The organism is Ancylobacter amanitiformis (genome assembly GCF_030814815.1).
Lineage (GTDB): Bacteria > Pseudomonadota > Alphaproteobacteria > Rhizobiales > Xanthobacteraceae > Ancylobacter > Ancylobacter amanitiformis.
Genome location: NZ_JAUSVR010000006.1, coordinates 1 through 17,749, shown reverse-complemented (window position 1 = coordinate 17,749; position 17,749 = coordinate 1). Strand labels below are relative to the sequence as shown.

The following is a 17,749-nucleotide window of genomic DNA, read 5'->3' as shown; positions in this document are numbered from 1 at the left end:
TTATGCCCCGGCCATGACCGACAGTTCCGCCCCCTCCCCCGCCGATCGCCGCGCGCCCTTCGCCGAGCCGCAGCACCTGCCCCACACGCCGACGCCCGATCCGCTCGCCGATCCGCTCGCCGAGCCGGCCATGGCGGCGCAGCACCTCGCGGAAGCCGTGGTGGCGGCCGGCGCGGTGGCGGTGGAGATGTTTCGCGCGGGCGTCAAATCCTGGTCGAAGCACAATGATTCGCCGGTCACCGAAGCGGACATCGCCGTCGACCGGATGCTGCGCGAGCGCCTCGGCCGGCTCTCCCCCACCTATGGCTGGCTGTCCGAGGAGACGGTGGACGAGCCCTCGCGGCTGGCGCGACGGCGGGTGTGGATCGTCGACCCGATCGACGGGACGCGCGCCTACATGGCCGGCGGGTCCGACTGGTGCGTCGAGGCGGCGCTGGTGGAGGACGGGCGGCCGATCGCCGGCGCGCTGTTCGCCCCCCTCACCGAGGAATTGTTCATCGCCGTGCGCGGGGGTGGGGCGACGCGCAACGGCCAGCCGATCCGGGCCTCGCAGGCCGGCACGGTATCGGGCGCGCTGGCCGACGGCCCTGCCCCCTGGCTCAACCATATTGACGGGCGGATCGCCCCGCTTGCGCCGCTGCGCCGGGTCACGCGCATCCGCTCGCTGGCCTTGCGCATCGCGCGGGTGGCCACCGGCGAGCTGGATGCCGCCTTCGCTTCCCCTAACGGACACGACTGGGATCTTGCCGCCGCCGACCTTTTGGTGCACGAAGCGGGTGGACGCCTGACGACGCTCGACGGCTTGGCTCTCGCCTATAATGCACCGGTTCCGCGGCACGGGGCACTGGTCTCGGCGGGGCCCCGGCTGTACCCGTCCCTTCTGGACGCGGCGCGCTGACGGCGGAGGCGCAGGGCGAGCCACGCGGATCGCAAACAACGGCAGCAATCGAGACCATGACGAACCCCCAGCTCCTTCACCTTGTCTTCGGCGGCGAACTCGAAAAGCTCGACGGCGTGACCTTCAAGGATCTCGACAAGCTCGACCTGGTCGGGATCTTCCCGAACTATGCGACCGCCCACGCCGCCTGGAAGGCGAAGGCGCAGCAGACCGTCGACAACGCCCAGATGCGCTATTTCGTCGTTCACCTGCATCGGCTGCTGGACCCGGAAGCCAGCACCCCTGCCAGCTGACGCGCCGGCATCAGACATATGTGGCGTAAGCTGCGCTCCTCGCAGGTAGTGCGAACCGTGCTCGGGCGCGGCATGGCGTCCTATCTGCGTTTCGTCTGGCGAACCCAAGATGTGGTGATGGAGCCCTTCGACCTGTACGCGCGCGCCGACGTGCAGGTGCCGATGATCCTCACCTTCTGGCATGGCCAGCATTTCCTCACCCCGTTCCTGATCAAGCCGTACCACAAGGCGCGCGTGATGATTTCGCGCAGTGCCGACGCGGATGTGAACGCCATCGCCGCCGAGGCGCTCGGCATCGGCACGGTGCGCGGCTCGGGCGCGCAGGGCCGCGATTTCCGCACCAAAGGGGGCCTGAACGCGACGGTGGAGATGCTGCGTCACCTCTCCGAGGGCACCAATGTCGCGATGACCGCCGACGTTCCGAAGATCTCCCGCATCGCCGGCCTCGGCGTCGTCACGCTCGCCAAGCATTCCGGCCGGCCGATCTATCCGGTGGCGATCGCGACCTCGAACCGCATCCTCGCCCGCAGCTGGGACCGCGCCGCCATCCACCTGCCCTTCGGCCGCGCCGCCGTCGTGGCCGGCGACGGGGTGCGCGTGCCGTTCGATGCGGGCACCGAGGAACTGGAGATCCATCGCCGCGAGGTGCAGCGCCAGCTCGAAGCCGCCACGGCCCGCGCCGAGGAACTGGTCGGCCGTCCCGCCGCGCCCGGTGGCCACACGCATGGCTAGGGCGCCGACCACCCTGCTCGTACGCCTCTACCGTTTCGCGACCTGGCTGGCGACGCCGTTCATCGGGCTGCTGCTGTGGCGCCGGCTGAAGCGCGGCAAGGAGGAGCGGGGGCGCATGCGCGAACGCTACGGGCGGGCGAGCGCGGCGCGCCCGAAGGGACCGCTCATCTGGCTGCACGGGGCGAGCGTCGGCGAGATGCTGGCGGTGCTGCCGCTGATCGACCGGCTGCGCGGGCGCGGCTTCAAGGTGCTGCTCACCTCCGGTACCGTGACCTCGGCCCGGCTCGCCGCCACGCGGCTGCCGCCGGATGTGGTGCACCAGTTCGTGCCGCTGGATTCACCCCTGTTCGTGCGCCGCTTCCTCAAGCACTGGCGGCCGGACCTGGTGCTGCTGGTCGAATCCGAGCTGTGGCCCAACCTCATCCTGGAGGTGAATGCCCGCCGCATTCCGCTGGTGCTGGTCAATGCGCGCATGTCGCCGAAATCCTTCGCCAGCTGGCAGAGGGTCGGGTCGAGCGCCGGCGCCCTTCTCGGCCGGGTGGATCTGTGCCTTGCCCAGGCGCCCGACGACGGCGCCCGGCTGAAGCAGCTGGGGGCGCCCCGCGTGGTCGTCACCGGCAACCTGAAATTCGATTCCCCGCCGCCGCCGGTCGACATCATCGCCTTCGACAGGCTGCGCTATGCCACGGCCGGGCGCACCGCGCTGGTCGCCGCCTCCACCCATCCGGGCGAGGAGGAAATCGTCATCGAGGCGCATCGGCAGCTCGCCGAACGCGTGCCGGGCCTCATCACCGTCATCGCCCCGCGCCATCCCGAGCGCGGGCCCGAGGTGGCGCGGCTCGCCAATGAGGCGGGTTGCCCGGCGGTGCTGCGCAGCGACGGCTACCTGCCGGACCGGGGCACCGCCATCTACATCGCCGACACGATCGGCGAGCTCGGCCTGTTCTACCGGCTGGGCCGGGTGGCGCTGCTCGGCGGCTCGCTGGCGCGCAAGGGCGGGCAGAACCCGATCGAGCCGATCAAGCTCGACCTCGCCATCCTGCACGGGCCGCACACCACAAATTTCGACGATCTCTACCGCGCGCTGGACGCCGGCGAGGGCGCCGCGATGGTGAGCGACGCGCCCTCGCTGGCCGCCGCAAGCTTCACGCTGTTGACGGATGGCGCGGCGCGTCAGCACATGGTGGAGGCCGCGCAGGCGACCATCGAGAGCTTCGGCGGCGCCCTGGACCGGTCCCTCGCCGCCATCGATCCCTATCTGGTGCAGATCCGACTGGAGAGGCGCTGAGGAACATGCACGCGCCCGACTTCTGGTGGCGACGCGAGCCGAGCACGACGGCGCGGCTGCTGGCGCCGCTCGGCGCCGCGCTGGGCGCGGTGACCCTGGCGCGCCTGAAGGCGGCGGGCTCGGAGGTCGGCATTCCCGTCATCTGCATCGGCAACCCGACCGTGGGCGGCGCCGGCAAGACGCCGACGGTGATCCATCTCGCCCGTCGCCTGATCGCCGCCAAGCACCGTCCCTGCGTGCTCACGCGGGGCTATGGCGGGCGCGAGCGTGGCCCGGTGCAGGTGGACCCGCTGCTGCACCAGGCGCGCGATGTCGGCGACGAGCCGCTGCTGATCGCGCGCGTGGCGCCGACCTATGTGGCGCGCGACCGCCTCGCCGGCGCCCAGTTCGCCGCCCAGGACGGCGCCGATGTCGTCGTGATGGATGACGGGTTCCAGAACCCGGCGCTGGCCAAGGCGCTGTCCATCCTCGTGGTCGATGCCGGGGTCGGGGTCGGCAATGGCCTGTGCGTGCCCGCCGGCCCGCTGCGCGCCCCGCTCGGCCCCCAGCTGGAGCACGCACAGGCGCTGCTCGTGGTCGGCGAGGGCGCGCCCGGCGAGCGGGTGGCGCGCGACGGCTATGGCGCGGGCGTGGTGGTGCTGCGCGGGCGGCTCGCCCCGGATGCCCAGGCGGTGGCCCGGCTGTTCGGCCGGCGCGTGCTGGCCTATGCGGGCATCGGCCGGCCAGCCAAGTTCTTCGAGACGCTGCGCGCGCTCGGCGTGCTGCCCATCCTCACCCGCCCCTTTCCCGACCACCACGTGTACACGCTGGCCGAGGTGGCCGGCCTGCTGGCCGAGGCCAGGTCCCACGACCTCACGCTGGTGACAACGGAGAAGGACGCGGTCCGGCTCGCCGGCACGGAGGTGGGGGAAAAGCTGCTCGACGCGTCGGAGGTGCTGCCGGTGCGCCTTGCGCTCGAACCGCAGAGCGTCAAGGCGCTCGACCACATGCTGTCCGGCATCCTCGGCTGAACCGGCCCGACGCGCCGGCGCCCGGCGCGGCCGTCAGCCCGGGCGCACGCGGTCCGGGTGCATCCGGGCGAGCACGGCCTGCGGGCTCGCATAGGCTTCCTGCAGATCGACGCTCCAGTAGCGCAGTTCGTCGAGCGGAATCGGCTGGCCGGTCACCGCGCAGCGTACGAATGTGCCCGGACGCACGACCCGGAAGTCGCCATCGAGATAACGCACCTCGGCTTCACCCGAGGCGGAGAAACGCTCGAAGCGGTTCATGATGCCGCTCCTCCTTGTTGGTTGACGGGGCACACCATAGAGAGACCAGGGCCTGTCGGGCAAGCGCCCTGCGCAGGCGAGACGCAGGCCCGGAGACGCGGACCCGGAGATGCAGACCCGGAAACGCAACCGCTCTGCATCATTGAAAGAGAACACGCCACCCGATCCGACTGCGCGGCCATCCGATCGGCGCGTTCGCCAGAGCTTTTCCGGTGAATTCCGGTTCACCGGAAAAGCTCCAGATTCTTGGTTTGACGCATTTTCTTCACGCGAACCGGAATCCACGTCGCTGGAAAATGCTAGCTCTCGAACAAGGTGGGCTGCGCGTCCTTGTCCGGCAAGGCCTTGGCCTTGCGGGCGCCCGCCCGGGCCGCGCGCGGACGGCCGGATGACGACGGCGCCGGCGAGCCGGGCGCGGCAGGCGGCGGCTCCCCCGAGGCGCCCGCCGGACCGGCCGTGGCGGCGAGGCGACCGTCGTGGAATTCGATCTCCAGCGCCTGCCCGGCGGCGATCTGGCGGGCGGCGTGGATCGGCTCGCCCGCGGCATCGCGCACCAGCGCATAGCCCCGCGCGAGCACGCCCTTGTAGGACAGCGCCTGCATCAGCTGTTCCAGCGCCTTCAGCCGGCGGCGGCGCTCCGCCCCCGCCCGGTTGAAGCTCGGCAGCAGGCGGGCATGCGCGCCCTCCAGCCGCTCGCGCGAGCGCGCATGGCGTTCGCGATGCGCGCTCGCATTGGCGCGCAGCGCGCTGGCGAGCCGGCTGGCGAACAGGCCGAACCGCTCGCGTCGCCGCTCGATGACAGCGGCGAGCCGCTCGGGGCCGAGCCGCCCCTCAAGCCGGGTGAGGCGCAGGCGATGCGCCCCCGCATTGGCCTTGAGCGCGCGCGGCAGACGCTGGCCGGCGACATCGAGGCGCTGGCGCGGCACCGCGAGCAGCGTATCCGCGCCCGGCAGCAGGCGCCCCAGCGCGCGCAGTTCGGCCCGGCGCCGCTCCGTGCCGCGCGCCAGCGCCCCGCCGAGCCGGGCCTTGAGGCTGCCGATCTCGGCGAGAAGCTCGCCGCGCACCGGCACCGCCATTTCGGCGGCGGCGGTGGGGGTGGGCGCGCGCACGTCCGCGGCGAAGTCGATCAGCGTCACGTCGGTCTCGTGGCCGACCGCGGCGATCAATGGAATGGCGCTCTCGGCCGCTGCCCGCACCACGCTCTCCTCGGAGAAGCCGAGCAGATCCTCCAGCGAGCCGCCGCCGCGCGCGACGATGAGCACGTCCGGACGCGGAATCGGGCCGCCGGGCGCGATGGCGTTGAAGCCGCGAATGGCCGCCGCCACCTCGGCCCCGCTGGTGTCGCCCTGCACCCGCACCGGCCACACCAGCACATGGCGCGGGAAGCGATCCGACAGGCGGTGCAGGATGTCGCGGATCACCGCCCCGGTCGGCGAGGTGACGACGCCGATGACGCGCGGAAGGAAAGGCGGGCGGCGCTTGCGCGCGCCATCGAACAGGCCCTCGCTGGCGAGCCGGCGCTTTCTTTCCTCCAGCATCGCCATGATGGCGCCGGCGCCGGCGAATTCGATCTGCTCGATGACGATCTGGTAGGAGGACTTACCGGGAAAGGTAGTGATGCGCCCGATGGCGACCACTTCCAGCCCTTCCTCGGGCTTCAGCCTGAGCCGGCCGAACACGCCCTTCCACACCACGGCATCGATGCGGGCATTGGCGTCCTTCAGGCTGAAATAGGCGTGGCCCGAGGAATGCGGCCCGCGATAGCCGGAGATTTCCCCGCGCACCCGCACATGGCCGAAGGATTCCTCCACCGTGCGCTTGAGCGCGCCGGAGAGTTCCGAGACGGACCAGTCGGGGGCGTTGGAGGCGGGCGATTCGGGGGCAAGGTCGGGCATGGGGGAGTGATAGTCGGATTTTTCCCACTCGGAAACCGAGCCGCCCTTGCTCGCCCCCGCCGGTCATGCCTCCCCGATCAGGCCACCGGACGCTGGGGGCCGCGGGCGCAGGCGGTGTAATAGGCCGGGCGCGGCACGATGCCGTGGCGCTCAAGCAGCCCGACGGCCAGCGGCCCGGCATCGGCATAGAGCGCTGTGTGGGGGAAGGCGGACAGGCAGGAACGGATGAGCGCGGCGCCGATTCCCCTGCGCCGCAGGTCGGCCACCACGGCCACTTCCACGAGATAGGTGACGAGCACCCCATCCGTCAGCGCCCGCGCATAGCCGGCGAAGCGGCCGTCGACCTCGGCGATGGCGATCCAGCCGGAGCCGGCGAGAGCCTTGCGCGCCTGCTCCTCGCCCTCGAATTCGGCCGATCCCCACCCGATCTCCGCCCAAAGCCGGGCAAGGCCGGCGATGTCGTCGGGGCCGATGGCGTGGCGGATACGAAGGGGAGAATCAGCTTCCATAGGGAAAGGCTACCGCTTCCCCTCCGGCTGTCCAGCGCATGGCGCCGGACGCGAGACCCACCTTGATCCCCGCCCTTGCCCGGCCTAGGTTGCGCGCGTTTTCCCGCCAACCGCCGGCCGCCTCCCATGATCGATCCCGCCCTGCCGCCCCATATGCGCCCCGACAAATCGTTCCAGGGGCTCATCCTCGCGCTTCATGCCTTCTGGGCGGACAAGGGCTGCGTGGTTCTCCAGCCGTATGACATGGAGGTCGGTGCCGGCACCTTCCATCCCGCCACCACGCTGCGCGCGCTCGGGCCGCTGCCGTGGAAGGCCGCCTATGTGCAGCCCTCGCGGCGGCCCAAGGATGGGCGCTACGGCAAGAACCCCAACCGTCTGCAGCATTATTACCAGTACCAGGTGATCCTGAAGCCCTCGCCGGCCAATCTGCAGGAGCTGTATCTCGGCTCGCTGGCGGCGATCGGCATCGATCTCAACCTCCATGACGTGCGCTTCGTCGAGGATGACTGGGAGAGCCCGACCCTGGGCGCCTGGGGGCTGGGCTGGGAGTGCTGGTGCGACGGCATGGAAGTCTCGCAGTTCACCTATTTCCAGCAGGTGGCCGGCTTCGAGTGCTCGCCGGTGGCGGGTGAGCTGACCTACGGGCTGGAACGTCTCGCCATGTATGTGCAGGGGGTCGAGAACGTCTACGACCTCAATTTCAACGGCCGCGAGGGGACGGAGAAAGTCACCTATGGCGACGTGTTCCTGCAGGCCGAGGAGGAATATTCCCGGCACAATTTCGAACATGCCGACACCGACATGCTGTTCGAGCAGTTCAGGATGGCCGAGAGCGCGGCATCGAAATATCTCGAAGCCGGCTGGGAAGACGACGCCAAGAGCCGCCATCTCATGGCGCAGCCGGCCTATGACCAGTGCATCAAGGCCAGCCACGTGTTCAACCTGCTGGACGCGCGCGGGGTGATTTCCGTCACCGAGCGGCAAAGCTACATTCTGCGCGTGCGCGAGCTTGCCAAGGCCTGTGGGGCGGCCTGGCTCAAGACCGCGGCGGGCGGCACACCGGCCGCCTGACCTCATCCCATTCATCCGTGCCCCCCATGGGGACTGCGCCGTGTCCGTGACCAGCCTTGACGATGCAGGCTACCGAGATACCGGACCGGCGACCCGGCGCGCGGCGCCGGGGGCGCTTCTGGCCGGGGCGCTGGGCAACGCGCTGGAATGGTACGACTTCGCCGCCTATGGCTTCCTGGCGGCGATCTTCGCGAAGAACTTCTTTCCCGCCAGCGATGCCTTTGTCGGGCTGATCGCCGCCTTCGGCATCTTCGCCGCCTCCTTCCTCATGCGGCCGATCGGCGGCGTGCTGTTCGGCCATATCGGCGACAATTACGGGCGGCGGCCGGCGCTGTTCCTCTCCGCCGCCATGATGACGGCGTCAACGGTCGCCATCGGCCTGTTGCCGACCTATGCCACGATCGGCGCGCTGGCTCCCGTGCTGCTGCTGCTGCTGCGCCTGCTGCAGGGGCTGTCGATCGGCGGGGAATACACCACATCCGCCATCTTCCTCGCCGAGAACGCCGCGCCCGGCCGGCGCGGGCTGATCGCCTCCTTCGCCGGCTGCGGGGCCTCGGGCGGCACGCTGCTGGGGTCAATGGTGGGCGCCGTCACCGCCATGATGATGTCGACCGACGACCTCATCGCCTGGGGCTGGCGCATCCCGTTCCTGCTCGGCATCGTGCTGGGCGGCTTCACGCTCTATCTGCGCAACGCGGCGATCGAGCACGCCCCGCCCCGGCCGGGGCGGGCCAAGGGCGCGAAGGTCGAGCTGCCGCTGAGGATGGCGCTGCGCAGCGACGGCGCCGACATGCTGCGCGCGGCGGCGCTGAACCTCACGCTCGGCGCCGGCTTCTACTTGCTGTTCGTCTACCTCACCACCTATATGCAGCAGGTGGACGGGCTGACGCAGCGGCTCTCGCTGCAGATCAACACGATTTCCATGATCGCCGTGCTGGTGCTGGCGCCGCTCTTCGCGGCGCTGTCGGACCGGGTGGGCCGCAAGCCGGTGATCCTCGCCGGCCTTGCCGGCATGGTGCTGTTTTCCTGGCCGCTGTTCCGCCTGCTGGAGAGCGGGGCGCAGGGCGCGCTGCTCGGCCAGCTCGGCTTTGCCGTGCTCACCGCCTGCTATGCCGGGCCCATACCCGCCACGCTGGTGGAAATGTTCCGCCCCGGCGCGCGCTGCACGGCGCTCTCGCTCAGCTACAATGTCGCGCTCGGCCTTGCCGGCGGCACGGCGCCGATGGTCGCGGTCTATCTCGTCAACCGCGAGGCCTTCGACATGGGCCCGGCGGTCTATCTGATCGGCATTTCGCTGGTGTCGCTCGCGGCGGCGCTGACGCTGAAGGAGCGGAGCGGGGCGTCGCTGACCTGATCTCCGGGCGCCCCCGCCCGGCCCGCTGCCGAAATCCGCACTCCCGCCGCGCGCCGCGACGTGCTAGGGCCTCACCCGACCTCCATCCCCGCCGGCACCGCGCGTGCCGGCGCCGACAGCGTATCGAACCGCCCCATGCCCGATCTCCTGCTCGAACTGTTTTCGGAAGAAATCCCCGCCCGCATGCAGGCGGCCGCCGCGGACGCGCTGAAGAAGCTCGTCACCGATGCGCTGGTCGAGCGAGGTCTGGTCTATGAGGGCGCCAAGGCCTTCGTGACGCCGCGCCGGCTCGCGCTCGCGGTGCACGGCCTGCCGGCGCACCAGCCGGATGTGCATGAGGAGCGCAAGGGCCCGCGCGTCGGCGCGCCGGAGGCCGCCATTCAGGGCTTCCTCAAGGCGGCGGGGCTCGCCTCCCTCGATCAGGCGACCATCGAGACCGACCCGAAAAAGGGCTCCTTCTATGTCGCGCGCATCCACAAGCACGGGCGCACCACGCCGGAAGTGATCGCCGAGATCGTGCCGCAGATCGTGCGCGCCTTCCCGTGGCCGAAATCGATGCGCTGGGGCAAGGCCTCGGTCCATCCCGCCGCGCTGCGCTGGGTGCGGCCGCTGCAATCGATCCTGTGCACCTTCGGGCCGGAGACCGAGGAGCCCGAAGTGGTGCGCTTCGAGATTGACGGGCTGGAATCGGGCGATACCACGCGCGGCCACCGCTTCCTCAGCGCCGGCACGATCCGCGTGCGCCGGCTGGAGGACTGGATGGCCAAGCTGGAAGCCGCCTTCGTGGTGGTGGACCGCGAGCGGCGCAAGGACATCATCCTCAACGACGCCAAGGACCTCGCGCTCGCCCAGGGGCTGGAACTGGTCGAGGATGCCGGCCTGCTGGAGGAAATCGCCGGGCTGGTGGAATGGCCGGTCGTGCTGATGGGCGGCTTCGAGGAGGAATTCCTCGACGTGCCGGACGAGGTGATCCGCGCCACCATCCGCGCCAACCAGAAGTGCTTCGTGCTCCGGAACCCCGCCACCGGGCGGCTGGCCAACCGCTTCGTGCTGGTGTCGAATCTCGCAGCCAGCGATGGCGGCACGGCGATCATCGCCGGCAATGAGCGCGTCATCCGCGCCCGCCTGTCCGACGCCAAGTTCTTCTGGGAGACGGACCAGCGCACCAACGCGACGGTGCCGCTCGACGTACGGCTGGAGCGGTTCCGGAACGTCACCTTCCACGAGAAGCTGGGTTCGCAATATGAGCGCATCCAGCGCATCGCCGCGCTGGCGGAAACGCTGGCGCCGCTGGTCGGGGCCGATCCGGCGCTGACCAAGCAGGCGGCGCGCTATGCCAAGAGCGACCTGCGTACCGAAGTTGTCGGCGAATTCCCCGAAGTGCAGGGCCTGATGGGGCGTTATTACGCGCGGCTCGAAGGCATGCCCGAGGAAATCGCCGCGGCGGCGGAAGAGCATTACAAGCCGCAGGGCCCGACGGATTATGTGCCGACCGCGCCGGTCTCGGTCGCCGTGGCGCTGGCCGACAAGCTCGACACGCTGGTCGGCTTCTGGGCCATCGACGAGAAGCCGACCGGCAGCAAGGACCCCTATGCGCTGCGCCGCGCGGCGCTAGGCGTGGTGCGGCTGGTGCTGGAGAACGGGCTGACGCTTGATCTTCGGAGCGTAATTCTGAAACCGCTGCGTCGCACGCGGTTAGCTATTAATATCGCCATTCAAAATCACCTCCAGACTCGTCAAGCTTCAGAGAATGAGGAAAGCACAGGAAAACTTATATTTCTTGCGAAACACGCAACGGAATTGGGAAATAGATTCCGCTTCAACGCACCTCCGCAGTCAGACGAACATGAGATCATTTCCGACCTCCTTTCCTTCCTCGCCGACCGCCTCAAGGTTCACCTCCGCGAACAAGGCGCCCGCCACGACCTCGTCGATGCCGTCTTCGCGCTCCCCGGCCAGGACGATCTGCTGCTGGTGGTGAAGCGCGTCGAGGCGCTCGGCCGGTTCCTCGCCACCGAGGACGGCCGGACGCTGCTGGCCGGCACCAAGCGCGCGGCCAATATCCTGCGCATCGAGGAGAAGAAGGACGGCGTCTCCTATGAAGGCGGCGTCGACATGGTGCTGCTGCACGAGCCGGAGGAGCGGGCGCTGGGCGAGGCCATCGCCGCGCTCGGCCCGCAGATCAAGCAGGCGCTGGACCGCGAGGATTTCGAGGCCGCCATGGCGTTGATCGCCAGCTTGCGTGGGCCGGTCGATGCCTTTTTCGACAAGGTGACGGTGAACGCCGAAGACCCGGCCCTGCGCCAGAACCGGCTGCGCCTGCTGGCCGATATCCGCGCGATTACCCGCGCCATCGCCGATTTCGATCGCATCGAGGGCTGAGCCCCTCGCCGGCGGCCGGGGCGGGCGGTATCCTGCACCCGTTGGGTGGCGCGACAGGCCCGTCCGGCACGGAACCATCCGCGCCGGGGCGGCTTATGTCGTTACCACCCCGGGGAGACTCTCATGGAAATCAACATCGTCGCCATCCAGCCGCTCGTCGCGCTGATCGCCGGCATCCTCATTCTGGTGATGCCGCGCCTGCTCAACTTCATCGTGGCGATCTATCTCATCTTCATCGGCGTCACCGGCCTGCTCGGCCACGGCTTCAAGCTGCCGTTCTGATCCTGCCCGCACGGAATAGGGCCGATGCCCGGGGCGAACCCAGGCATCGGCTTGTCTCATCGCGGGAGCGGTCAGGCCTTCTCGCCGCCGCGCAGCGCGTCGACGCTCCACGGGCCGGGGCCGGCAAAGACGAGATAGAAGAACACGAAGCAATACAGCGCCGCGAGCTCGCCGCCATTGTTGATGGGGAAGAAATCGCGCGGCGCGTGCACCAGGAAATAGGCCACCGCGGTCATGCCCGAGAGGATGAACGCGGTCGCGCGCGAGAACAGCCCGATCAGCAGCAGCAGCCCGCCGACCAGTTCGATGACGCCGGCCGCGCCCGCCATGGTGAAGATGCTGACCCCCGACATCTGCGTCGCGGGAAAGCCGAGGATCTTGGTGGTGCCGTGCTGCATGACCAGCAGCGCGGAGGCGACGCGCAGCAGGCTGAGAACATGCGGCGCGAGACGATTCAAAACAGCATTCATGATGAGCCCTGTACGCGAGGTGGTTTCCAAGCCCGGCGAAACTGACCGATTGCCGGTTTGGTCACAATCCATCGATGTGGTCACATTCCGGTGCGCGGCACAAAGCCATGCCGCACTGCAAATGATGGATTGAATGAGGGACCTCAAACCGCTAGATCATCCAGTGGGAAAACGAGCGGCAAAACTGTCTCACTCCGCCCGAACCCATTGTAGGTGCTTTATTTTTAATCTCGTCTGAATTTCCATCAAGGCGATGAGGGCGCGTTCGCGCTTGAAAGCAACGGGGCTCCCCACATGACGAAATGGGTCTACACCTTCGGCGACGGCACGGCGGAAGGTGCGGCGGAACTGCGCAACCTGCTCGGCGGCAAGGGCGCGAACCTCGCGGAAATGTCGAATCTGGGCCTGCCGGTACCGCCCGGCTTCACCATCTCGACCGAGGTCTGCACGTATTATTACGCCAACGGAAACAAGTATCCGGCCGAACTGCAGGCCGATGTCGACGCCGCGCTGGCCCATATCGGCGCGCTGGCCGACCGCACCTTCGGCGACCCCGCCAACCCGCTTCTCGTCTCCGTGCGCTCCGGCGCCCGCGCCTCCATGCCCGGCATGATGGACACGGTGCTGAATCTCGGGCTGAACGACACCACGGTCGAGGCGGTCGCCGCCTCCTCCGGCGATGCGCGCTTCGCCTATGACAGCTACCGCCGCTTCATCCAGATGTATTCCAACGTGGTGCTCGATTTCCCGCACCACCATTTCGAGGAAGTGCTGGACGGCTTCAAGGCCGACCAGGGCTATACGCTCGACACCGACCTCAGCGCCGATGACTGGAAGGAAATCGTCAAGCGCTACAAGGCGCTTGTGGTGCACGAGCTGGGCCGCCCGTTCCCGCAGGACCCGGCCGACCAGCTGTGGGGCGCCATCGGCGCCGTGTTCGGCTCGTGGATGAACCAGCGCGCCATCGTCTATCGCCGCCTCCACGCCATCCCCGAGAGCTGGGGTACGGCGGTGAACGTGCAGGCCATGGTGTTCGGCAATATGGGCGAGACCTCCGCCACCGGCGTCGCCTTCACCCGCAACCCGTCCACCGGCGAGAACGCGCTCTATGGCGAGTTCCTGATCAACGCCCAGGGCGAGGACGTGGTGGCGGGCATCCGCACGCCGCAGAACATCACCGAAGTCGCGCGCATCGAGGCCGGTTCCGACAAGCCGTCCATGGAGAAGGCGCTGCCGGAGGTGTTCACCGAGTTCCAGCGCATTGCCGGCGTGCTGGAACAGCACTATCGCGACATGCAGGACCTCGAATTCACCGTCGAGCGCGGCAAATTGTGGATGCTGCAGACCCGCTCGGGCAAGCGCACCGCCAAGGCCTCGCTGCGCATCGCGGTCGAACTGGCCAATGACGGCGTGATCACCCGCGAGGAGGCCATCGCCCGCGTCGATCCCGCCTCGCTCGACCAGCTGCTGCACCCGATGCTCGACCCCAAGGCCGACAAGAAGGTCATCGGCACCGGCCTTCCCGCCTCGCCGGGCGCCGCCTCGGGCGAGATCGTGTTCTCCGCCGATGACGCGGAACTGCTCAAGACACAGGGCCGCAAGGTCATCCTGGTGCGCATCGAGACCTCGCCGGAAGACATTCACGGCATGCACGCGGCGCAGGGCATCCTCACCACGCGCGGCGGCATGACCTCGCACGCCGCCGTCGTGGCGCGCGGCATGGGCAAGCCCTGCGTCTGCGGCGCCGGCACCATCCGCGTCGACTATGCCGCCGGCACGCTCACCTCCGGCGGCGTGACGCTGAAGCGCGGCGACATCCTCACCATCGATGGCGCCACCGGCCAGGTGATCGCCGGCGCGGTGCCCACGCTGCAGCCCGAGCTTTCCGGCGAGTTCGGCACGCTCATGGGCTGGGCCGACGGCGTGCGGCGCCTGAAGGTGCGCGCCAATGCGGAGACCCCGCTGGATGCCCGCACCGCCCGCGATTTCGGCGCCGAAGGCATCGGCCTCTCGCGCACCGAGCACATGTTCTTCGAGGGCGACCGCATCCGCGCCGTGCGCGAGATGATCCTGGCCGATGACGAGAAGGGCCGGCGCACCGCGCTGGCCAAGCTGCTCACCGCCCAGCGCTCGGACTTCCAGGAACTGTTCGAGATCATGGACGGGCTGCCGGTCACGATCCGCCTGCTCGACCCGCCGCTGCACGAATTCCTTCCCCACACCGACGCGGAAATCGCCGAAGTGGCGGAAGGCCTCGGCGTCAGCGCCGCCAAGCTCGCCGCCCGCAAGCGCGAGTTCGACGAGTTCAACCCGATGCTCGGCTTCCGCGGCTGCCGTCTGGCCATCGCCTTCCCCGAAATCGCCGAAATGCAGGCCCGCGCCATCTTCGAAGCGGCGGTGGCGGCGCAGAAGACCACCGGCAAGCCGGTGGTACCGGAGGTGATGGTGCCGCTCATCACCGGCAAGAAGGAGTTCGACCTGGTGAAGGAGGTCATCGACGCCGCCGCCGCCAAGGTGGAGGCCGAGACCGGCACCAAGCTGGACTATCAGGTCGGCACCATGATCGAGCTGCCGCGCGCCGCGCTGAAGGCGGGCGAGATCGCCGAGACGGCGGAGTTCTTCTCCTACGGCACCAACGACCTGACCCAGACCACCTACGGCATCTCGCGCGACGATGCCGGCACGTTCCTGGGCACCTACATCAACAAGGGCATTTTCGAGATCGACCCGTTCGTCTCGATCGATGTCGATGGCGTGGGCGAACTGGTGAAGATCGCCACCGAGCGCGGCCGCGCGGTGCGCCCGGACATCAAGCTCGGCATTTGCGGCGAGCATGGCGGCGATCCGGCCTCGGTCGCGTTCTGCGAGGAAGTGGGGCTCGACTATGTATCGTGCTCGCCCTTCCGCGTGCCGATCGCCCGCCTTGCCGCCGCGCAGGCGGCGCTGAAGACGCAGGCCGCCAGCCAGGCGTGAGTCCGCCAGGCCCGCCAGCGGATCATGACACGAGCACGGCCGGGGTTCGCCCCGGCCGTTTTCGTTTATGCTGACCGTACCGGAGGACGCCCGCATGCTGCCGCCCAACGCCGCGCTCATCCTCATCGATCTGCAGACAGCCATCGACGATCCACGCTGGGCGGCACAGGGGCCGCGCAACAATCCCGGCGCGGAAGCGGTCATCGCCCGCCTGCTGGCCGTCTGGCGGGAGGCCGGACGGCCGATCTTCCACATCCGCCACGAATCCACCGACCCCACCTCGACCTACGCGCCAGGTGGCGCCGGCAGCGCCTTCAAGCCGGAAGCCATGCCGCTCCCCGGCGAGGCGGTGATCGCCAAGCAGGCGCACAGCGCCTTCATCGGCACCGAGCTTGAGCCCCTCCTGCGCGCGGCGGGGATCGGCACCCTGGTGGTCGCCGGCGTCATCACCAATAATTCCGTCGAGGCGACGGTGCGGATGGCGGCCGATCTCGGCTTCCGGGTGATTCTGATCGAGGACGGCTGCTTCACCTTCGCGCGCCGCGACCATGCCGGACGATGGCGCAGCGCCGACGAGGTGCACGCGCTGTCGCTGGCCAACATGCATGGCGAATACGGCACGGTGCTTCGCGCTGGCGACCTGATCTAGCGAGCGGGCATCGTCTTCGCCGATCGCTTTTCCGCCACGAGGACGTGTGCGGAAAAATAACATTCCTGCAGGGTTGCAATATCACCAGCGAATCTATAAGTTATCCACATCGATCTTGCACGTTGAGCTTTGTTTGCGCGTTTCGCGCGGTGGCGAACTTCCTCTCAAATCGATGACGGCGTGACGATCACCCTCGGGTGACCGAACGATTTTCTATATCGAGTGAAGGGAATTCATCATGACGACAGGCACCGTGAAGTGGTTCAACGGCCAGAAGGGCTATGGATTCATTCAGCCGGACGCCGGCGGGTCGGACATTTTCGTCCACATCTCCGCCGTTCAGCGGGCAGGCTGGAGCGAATTGCGCGACGGGCAGAAGATCTCCTACGAGATCGAAGCCGACAGCCGCACCGGCAAGCAGACGGCCGGCCAACTTCAGGACGTGTGATTCGTGCCGGCGTTGCGTGACCACGGATGTACTGGCACGCAGCGCTGAGCCACCGGGCACGATCGCGGCCGGATCCTTCGGATCCGCGCCGGATGATCCTGCCCAGCGCGCGCAATGAAGAGCCTTGGCCAATCGGGCATCCGCCCGATTGCGACGAGGCTCCAGGGAAGGCCGGGATCAGCCCCGGCCTTTTTCATGTGAAGGAGATTAGGACGATGGCCAAGACCACCCACGACGATCTCTTCAAGCCCAACCTCACCAAGACCGAGAGCAAGGCCGAGACGGTCGCGCGTGTCGCGCGCAGCCTGATCAACCAGGAAACCGTCCGGCGCGACGCCAAGACCGCCCGCCTGCGTGAAGCCCGCCTCGCCCGCGACGCCGCCCTCCCGCTCCCCCCGGCCAAGCCGGCCCGCGCCACCAGCGCGCGCGGCGGGAAGTAGGGGTTCCGACTTGGGTCGCTGAGGGTTGGCGTCCCGAGCGATACGGGTTGTGCGGTCAGGAATGGCGGGCTCGACGGCGTCCTGCCCACCTTTCCACGTAAAGATCGCCTACCAAGCTCCCAGTATTAAAAGCGCAAACACGCCAGTCAGGCGTAAGAGCCTTCTTGGAAACTCTTCTATCACCGTCATCCCGGAATGGCCGCAGGCCATATCCGGGATCGTGACCGCATCCTGGTTGACGCCGCCGGCTCTCAGCCTCCGGCTGCGGCCGGGCCGGCTGTCTTCGAGAGTATTTCCGAGACATCCTCTAATCTATCAGTATTATTAAAATTCGGTGCAATTCCTAGTTTCAGATATTTAAATGGAATCACCCATTTTCTGGTTCTGGCAGACTGCAAAATTCCTCTATTGTCACCTCAATGAACACATCGAGCAAAAAATTAGGCGATTATCCCCTTGAGACAAGTGCCCCCCTTCACGTAAGGGACTCGCCTAGACCGCTGGATTCGCGGTAGCGTTCGGTATGTCGCTGCCGCAACTTATAGACGCCACAAAGCTTATTCCTGTTTCTGTCGCTTGGACGCTGCCAGGCCCGTCCCTTGATGAAGGCGGGTATACTCGGTTCCATGTCCCGTTGGACGTGGACGGCATTACCGAGAGTGGTTTGGTCCTAGAGCGTTTCATGTTTTGATTGAAGCGTATCCGGCATTTTTGAGATAGTTGGCGCACTCGGTTGGGTCGATGGCGTGGACGAGTTCGCCGACATGGCGCCAGGTGTCTTCGATGGTTCGCTTCTG

The 17,749-nt window shown here is 68.1% G+C and carries 17 protein-coding genes and 1 pseudogene; 13 read left to right on the top strand and 5 right to left on the bottom strand.

Going from position 1 to position 17,749, the window contains the following annotated elements:
* The first annotated feature begins 130 nt into the window (after positions 1-130).
* Genes QOZ99_RS10715 through lpxK form a run of 5 tightly spaced genes read left to right on the top strand, consistent with a single transcriptional unit; the run spans position 131 to position 4,221 of the window.
* Positions 131-898 (top strand): 3'(2'),5'-bisphosphate nucleotidase CysQ, encoded by a 768-nt coding sequence (locus QOZ99_RS10715; protein ID WP_306890186.1) that lies wholly within the window; start codon positions 131-133, stop codon positions 896-898.
* Positions 899-954: 56 nt separating this feature from the next.
* A complete protein-coding gene (locus QOZ99_RS10710; RefSeq protein ID WP_306889964.1) occupies positions 955-1,191 on the top strand; it encodes a DUF4170 domain-containing protein in 237 nt (78 codons plus the stop codon).
* An 18-nt stretch (positions 1,192-1,209) separates the two neighbouring features.
* Positions 1,210-1,923, top strand: a complete 714-nt coding sequence (locus QOZ99_RS10705) for a lysophospholipid acyltransferase family protein (protein WP_306889963.1) — start codon at positions 1,210-1,212, stop codon at positions 1,921-1,923.
* Positions 1,916-3,211, top strand: coding sequence for a 3-deoxy-D-manno-octulosonic acid transferase (locus QOZ99_RS10700; protein WP_306889962.1), 1,296 nt, complete (start codon positions 1,916-1,918; stop codon positions 3,209-3,211). The genes QOZ99_RS10705 and QOZ99_RS10700 overlap by 8 nt, the downstream gene beginning before the upstream one ends.
* 5 nt (positions 3,212-3,216) lie before the next feature.
* Entirely contained in the window at positions 3,217-4,221 is a 1,005-nt protein-coding gene (lpxK, locus tag QOZ99_RS10695) for a tetraacyldisaccharide 4'-kinase (RefSeq protein WP_306889961.1), read from the top strand.
* Positions 4,222-4,254: 33 nt separating this feature from the next.
* Here lpxK and QOZ99_RS10690 read toward each other — a convergent pair whose 3' ends face one another.
* From QOZ99_RS10690 to QOZ99_RS10680, 3 genes are all read right to left on the bottom strand, one after another.
* Positions 4,255-4,479 (bottom strand): DUF2093 domain-containing protein, encoded by a 225-nt coding sequence (locus QOZ99_RS10690; protein ID WP_306889960.1) that lies wholly within the window; start codon positions 4,477-4,479, stop codon positions 4,255-4,257.
* 299 nt (positions 4,480-4,778) lie between these two features.
* Positions 4,779-6,374, bottom strand: a complete 1,596-nt coding sequence (gene xseA / locus QOZ99_RS10685; RefSeq protein ID WP_306889959.1) for an exodeoxyribonuclease VII large subunit — start codon at positions 6,372-6,374, stop codon at positions 4,779-4,781.
* Positions 6,375-6,451: 77 nt separating this feature from the next.
* Positions 6,452-6,883, bottom strand: a complete 432-nt coding sequence (locus QOZ99_RS10680; RefSeq protein WP_306889958.1) for a GNAT family N-acetyltransferase — start codon at positions 6,881-6,883, stop codon at positions 6,452-6,454.
* 126 nt (positions 6,884-7,009) lie between these two features.
* Here QOZ99_RS10680 and QOZ99_RS10675 point away from each other — a divergent pair, with 126 nt between their 5' ends.
* The 4 genes from QOZ99_RS10675 (at position 7,010) to QOZ99_RS10660 (ending at position 11,972) form a co-directional block, all read left to right on the top strand.
* The gene (locus QOZ99_RS10675) at positions 7,010-7,954 is read left to right on the top strand and encodes a glycine--tRNA ligase subunit alpha (RefSeq protein WP_306889957.1); all 945 of its coding nucleotides are present in this window, start codon (positions 7,010-7,012) and stop codon (positions 7,952-7,954) included.
* 40 nt (positions 7,955-7,994) lie between these two features.
* Positions 7,995-9,308 carry an MFS transporter gene (locus QOZ99_RS10670; protein WP_306889956.1) on the top strand — a complete coding sequence of 438 codons (1,314 nt, stop codon included), beginning with the start codon at positions 7,995-7,997 and terminating at the stop codon, positions 9,306-9,308.
* Positions 9,309-9,443: 135 nt separating this feature from the next.
* Positions 9,444-11,690, top strand: coding sequence for a glycine--tRNA ligase subunit beta (glyS, locus tag QOZ99_RS10665; RefSeq protein ID WP_306889955.1), 2,247 nt, complete (start codon positions 9,444-9,446; stop codon positions 11,688-11,690).
* Between the two features lie 123 nt (positions 11,691-11,813).
* Positions 11,814-11,972, top strand: a complete 159-nt coding sequence (locus QOZ99_RS10660; RefSeq protein WP_183188948.1) for a DUF3096 domain-containing protein — start codon at positions 11,814-11,816, stop codon at positions 11,970-11,972.
* Between the two features lie 71 nt (positions 11,973-12,043).
* Here the strand turns inward: QOZ99_RS10660 and QOZ99_RS10655 are convergent, their stop codons facing one another.
* Positions 12,044-12,442: a DoxX family protein gene (locus tag QOZ99_RS10655; protein ID WP_306889954.1), complete on the bottom strand. Its 399-nt coding sequence runs from the start codon at positions 12,440-12,442 to the stop codon at positions 12,044-12,046.
* 294 nt (positions 12,443-12,736) lie between these two features.
* On the opposite strand from QOZ99_RS10655, the gene ppdK reads away from it, so the two are divergent.
* The 4 genes from ppdK to QOZ99_RS10635 all read left to right on the top strand — a co-directional run bounded on the left by ppdK (position 12,737) and on the right by QOZ99_RS10635 (position 16,952).
* On the top strand, positions 12,737-15,415 hold the full coding sequence (ppdK, locus tag QOZ99_RS10650; RefSeq protein WP_306889953.1) for a pyruvate, phosphate dikinase: 2,679 nt from the start codon (positions 12,737-12,739) through the stop codon (positions 15,413-15,415).
* A 94-nt stretch (positions 15,416-15,509) separates the two neighbouring features.
* Positions 15,510-16,064, top strand: a complete 555-nt coding sequence (locus tag QOZ99_RS10645) for a cysteine hydrolase family protein (protein WP_306889952.1) — start codon at positions 15,510-15,512, stop codon at positions 16,062-16,064.
* Positions 16,065-16,302: 238 nt separating this feature from the next.
* Complete coding sequence (locus QOZ99_RS10640; RefSeq protein WP_183188944.1) at positions 16,303-16,512, top strand: cold-shock protein; 210 nt, start codon at positions 16,303-16,305, stop codon at positions 16,510-16,512.
* Positions 16,513-16,727: 215 nt separating this feature from the next.
* On the top strand, positions 16,728-16,952 hold the full coding sequence (locus QOZ99_RS10635) for a hypothetical protein (RefSeq protein WP_306889951.1): 225 nt from the start codon (positions 16,728-16,730) through the stop codon (positions 16,950-16,952).
* 680 nt (positions 16,953-17,632) lie between these two features.
* Here QOZ99_RS10635 and QOZ99_RS10630 read toward each other — a convergent pair.
* Positions 17,633-17,749 (bottom strand): annotated as a pseudogene (locus QOZ99_RS10630) (IS630 family transposase); the annotation flags it as partial.

Excerpts from the sequence above, each read along its gene's own strand:
- QOZ99_RS10715 (WP_306890186.1), top strand. The coding sequence starts at position 131 with ATGGCGGCGCAGCACCTCGCGGAAGCCGTGGTGGCGGCCGGCGCGGTG.
- QOZ99_RS10710 (WP_306889964.1), top strand. The coding sequence starts at position 955 with ATGACGAACCCCCAGCTCCTTCACCTTGTCTTCGGCGGCGAACTCGAA.
- QOZ99_RS10705 (WP_306889963.1), top strand. The coding sequence starts at position 1,210 with ATGTGGCGTAAGCTGCGCTCCTCGCAGGTAGTGCGAACCGTGCTCGGG.
- QOZ99_RS10700 (WP_306889962.1), top strand. The coding sequence starts at position 1,916 with ATGGCTAGGGCGCCGACCACCCTGCTCGTACGCCTCTACCGTTTCGCG.
- lpxK (WP_306889961.1), top strand. The coding sequence starts at position 3,217 with ATGCACGCGCCCGACTTCTGGTGGCGACGCGAGCCGAGCACGACGGCG.
- QOZ99_RS10690 (WP_306889960.1), bottom strand. The coding sequence starts at position 4,479 with ATGAACCGCTTCGAGCGTTTCTCCGCCTCGGGTGAAGCCGAGGTGCGT.
- xseA (WP_306889959.1), bottom strand. The coding sequence starts at position 6,374 with ATGCCCGACCTTGCCCCCGAATCGCCCGCCTCCAACGCCCCCGACTGG.
- QOZ99_RS10680 (WP_306889958.1), bottom strand. The coding sequence starts at position 6,883 with ATGGAAGCTGATTCTCCCCTTCGTATCCGCCACGCCATCGGCCCCGAC.
- QOZ99_RS10675 (WP_306889957.1), top strand. The coding sequence starts at position 7,010 with ATGATCGATCCCGCCCTGCCGCCCCATATGCGCCCCGACAAATCGTTC.
- glyS (WP_306889955.1), top strand. The coding sequence starts at position 9,444 with ATGCCCGATCTCCTGCTCGAACTGTTTTCGGAAGAAATCCCCGCCCGC.
- QOZ99_RS10660 (WP_183188948.1), top strand. The coding sequence starts at position 11,814 with ATGGAAATCAACATCGTCGCCATCCAGCCGCTCGTCGCGCTGATCGCC.
- QOZ99_RS10655 (WP_306889954.1), bottom strand. The coding sequence starts at position 12,442 with ATGAATGCTGTTTTGAATCGTCTCGCGCCGCATGTTCTCAGCCTGCTG.
- ppdK (WP_306889953.1), top strand. The coding sequence starts at position 12,737 with ATGACGAAATGGGTCTACACCTTCGGCGACGGCACGGCGGAAGGTGCG.
- QOZ99_RS10645 (WP_306889952.1), top strand. The coding sequence starts at position 15,510 with ATGCTGCCGCCCAACGCCGCGCTCATCCTCATCGATCTGCAGACAGCC.
- QOZ99_RS10640 (WP_183188944.1), top strand. The coding sequence starts at position 16,303 with ATGACGACAGGCACCGTGAAGTGGTTCAACGGCCAGAAGGGCTATGGA.
- QOZ99_RS10635 (WP_306889951.1), top strand. The coding sequence starts at position 16,728 with ATGGCCAAGACCACCCACGACGATCTCTTCAAGCCCAACCTCACCAAG.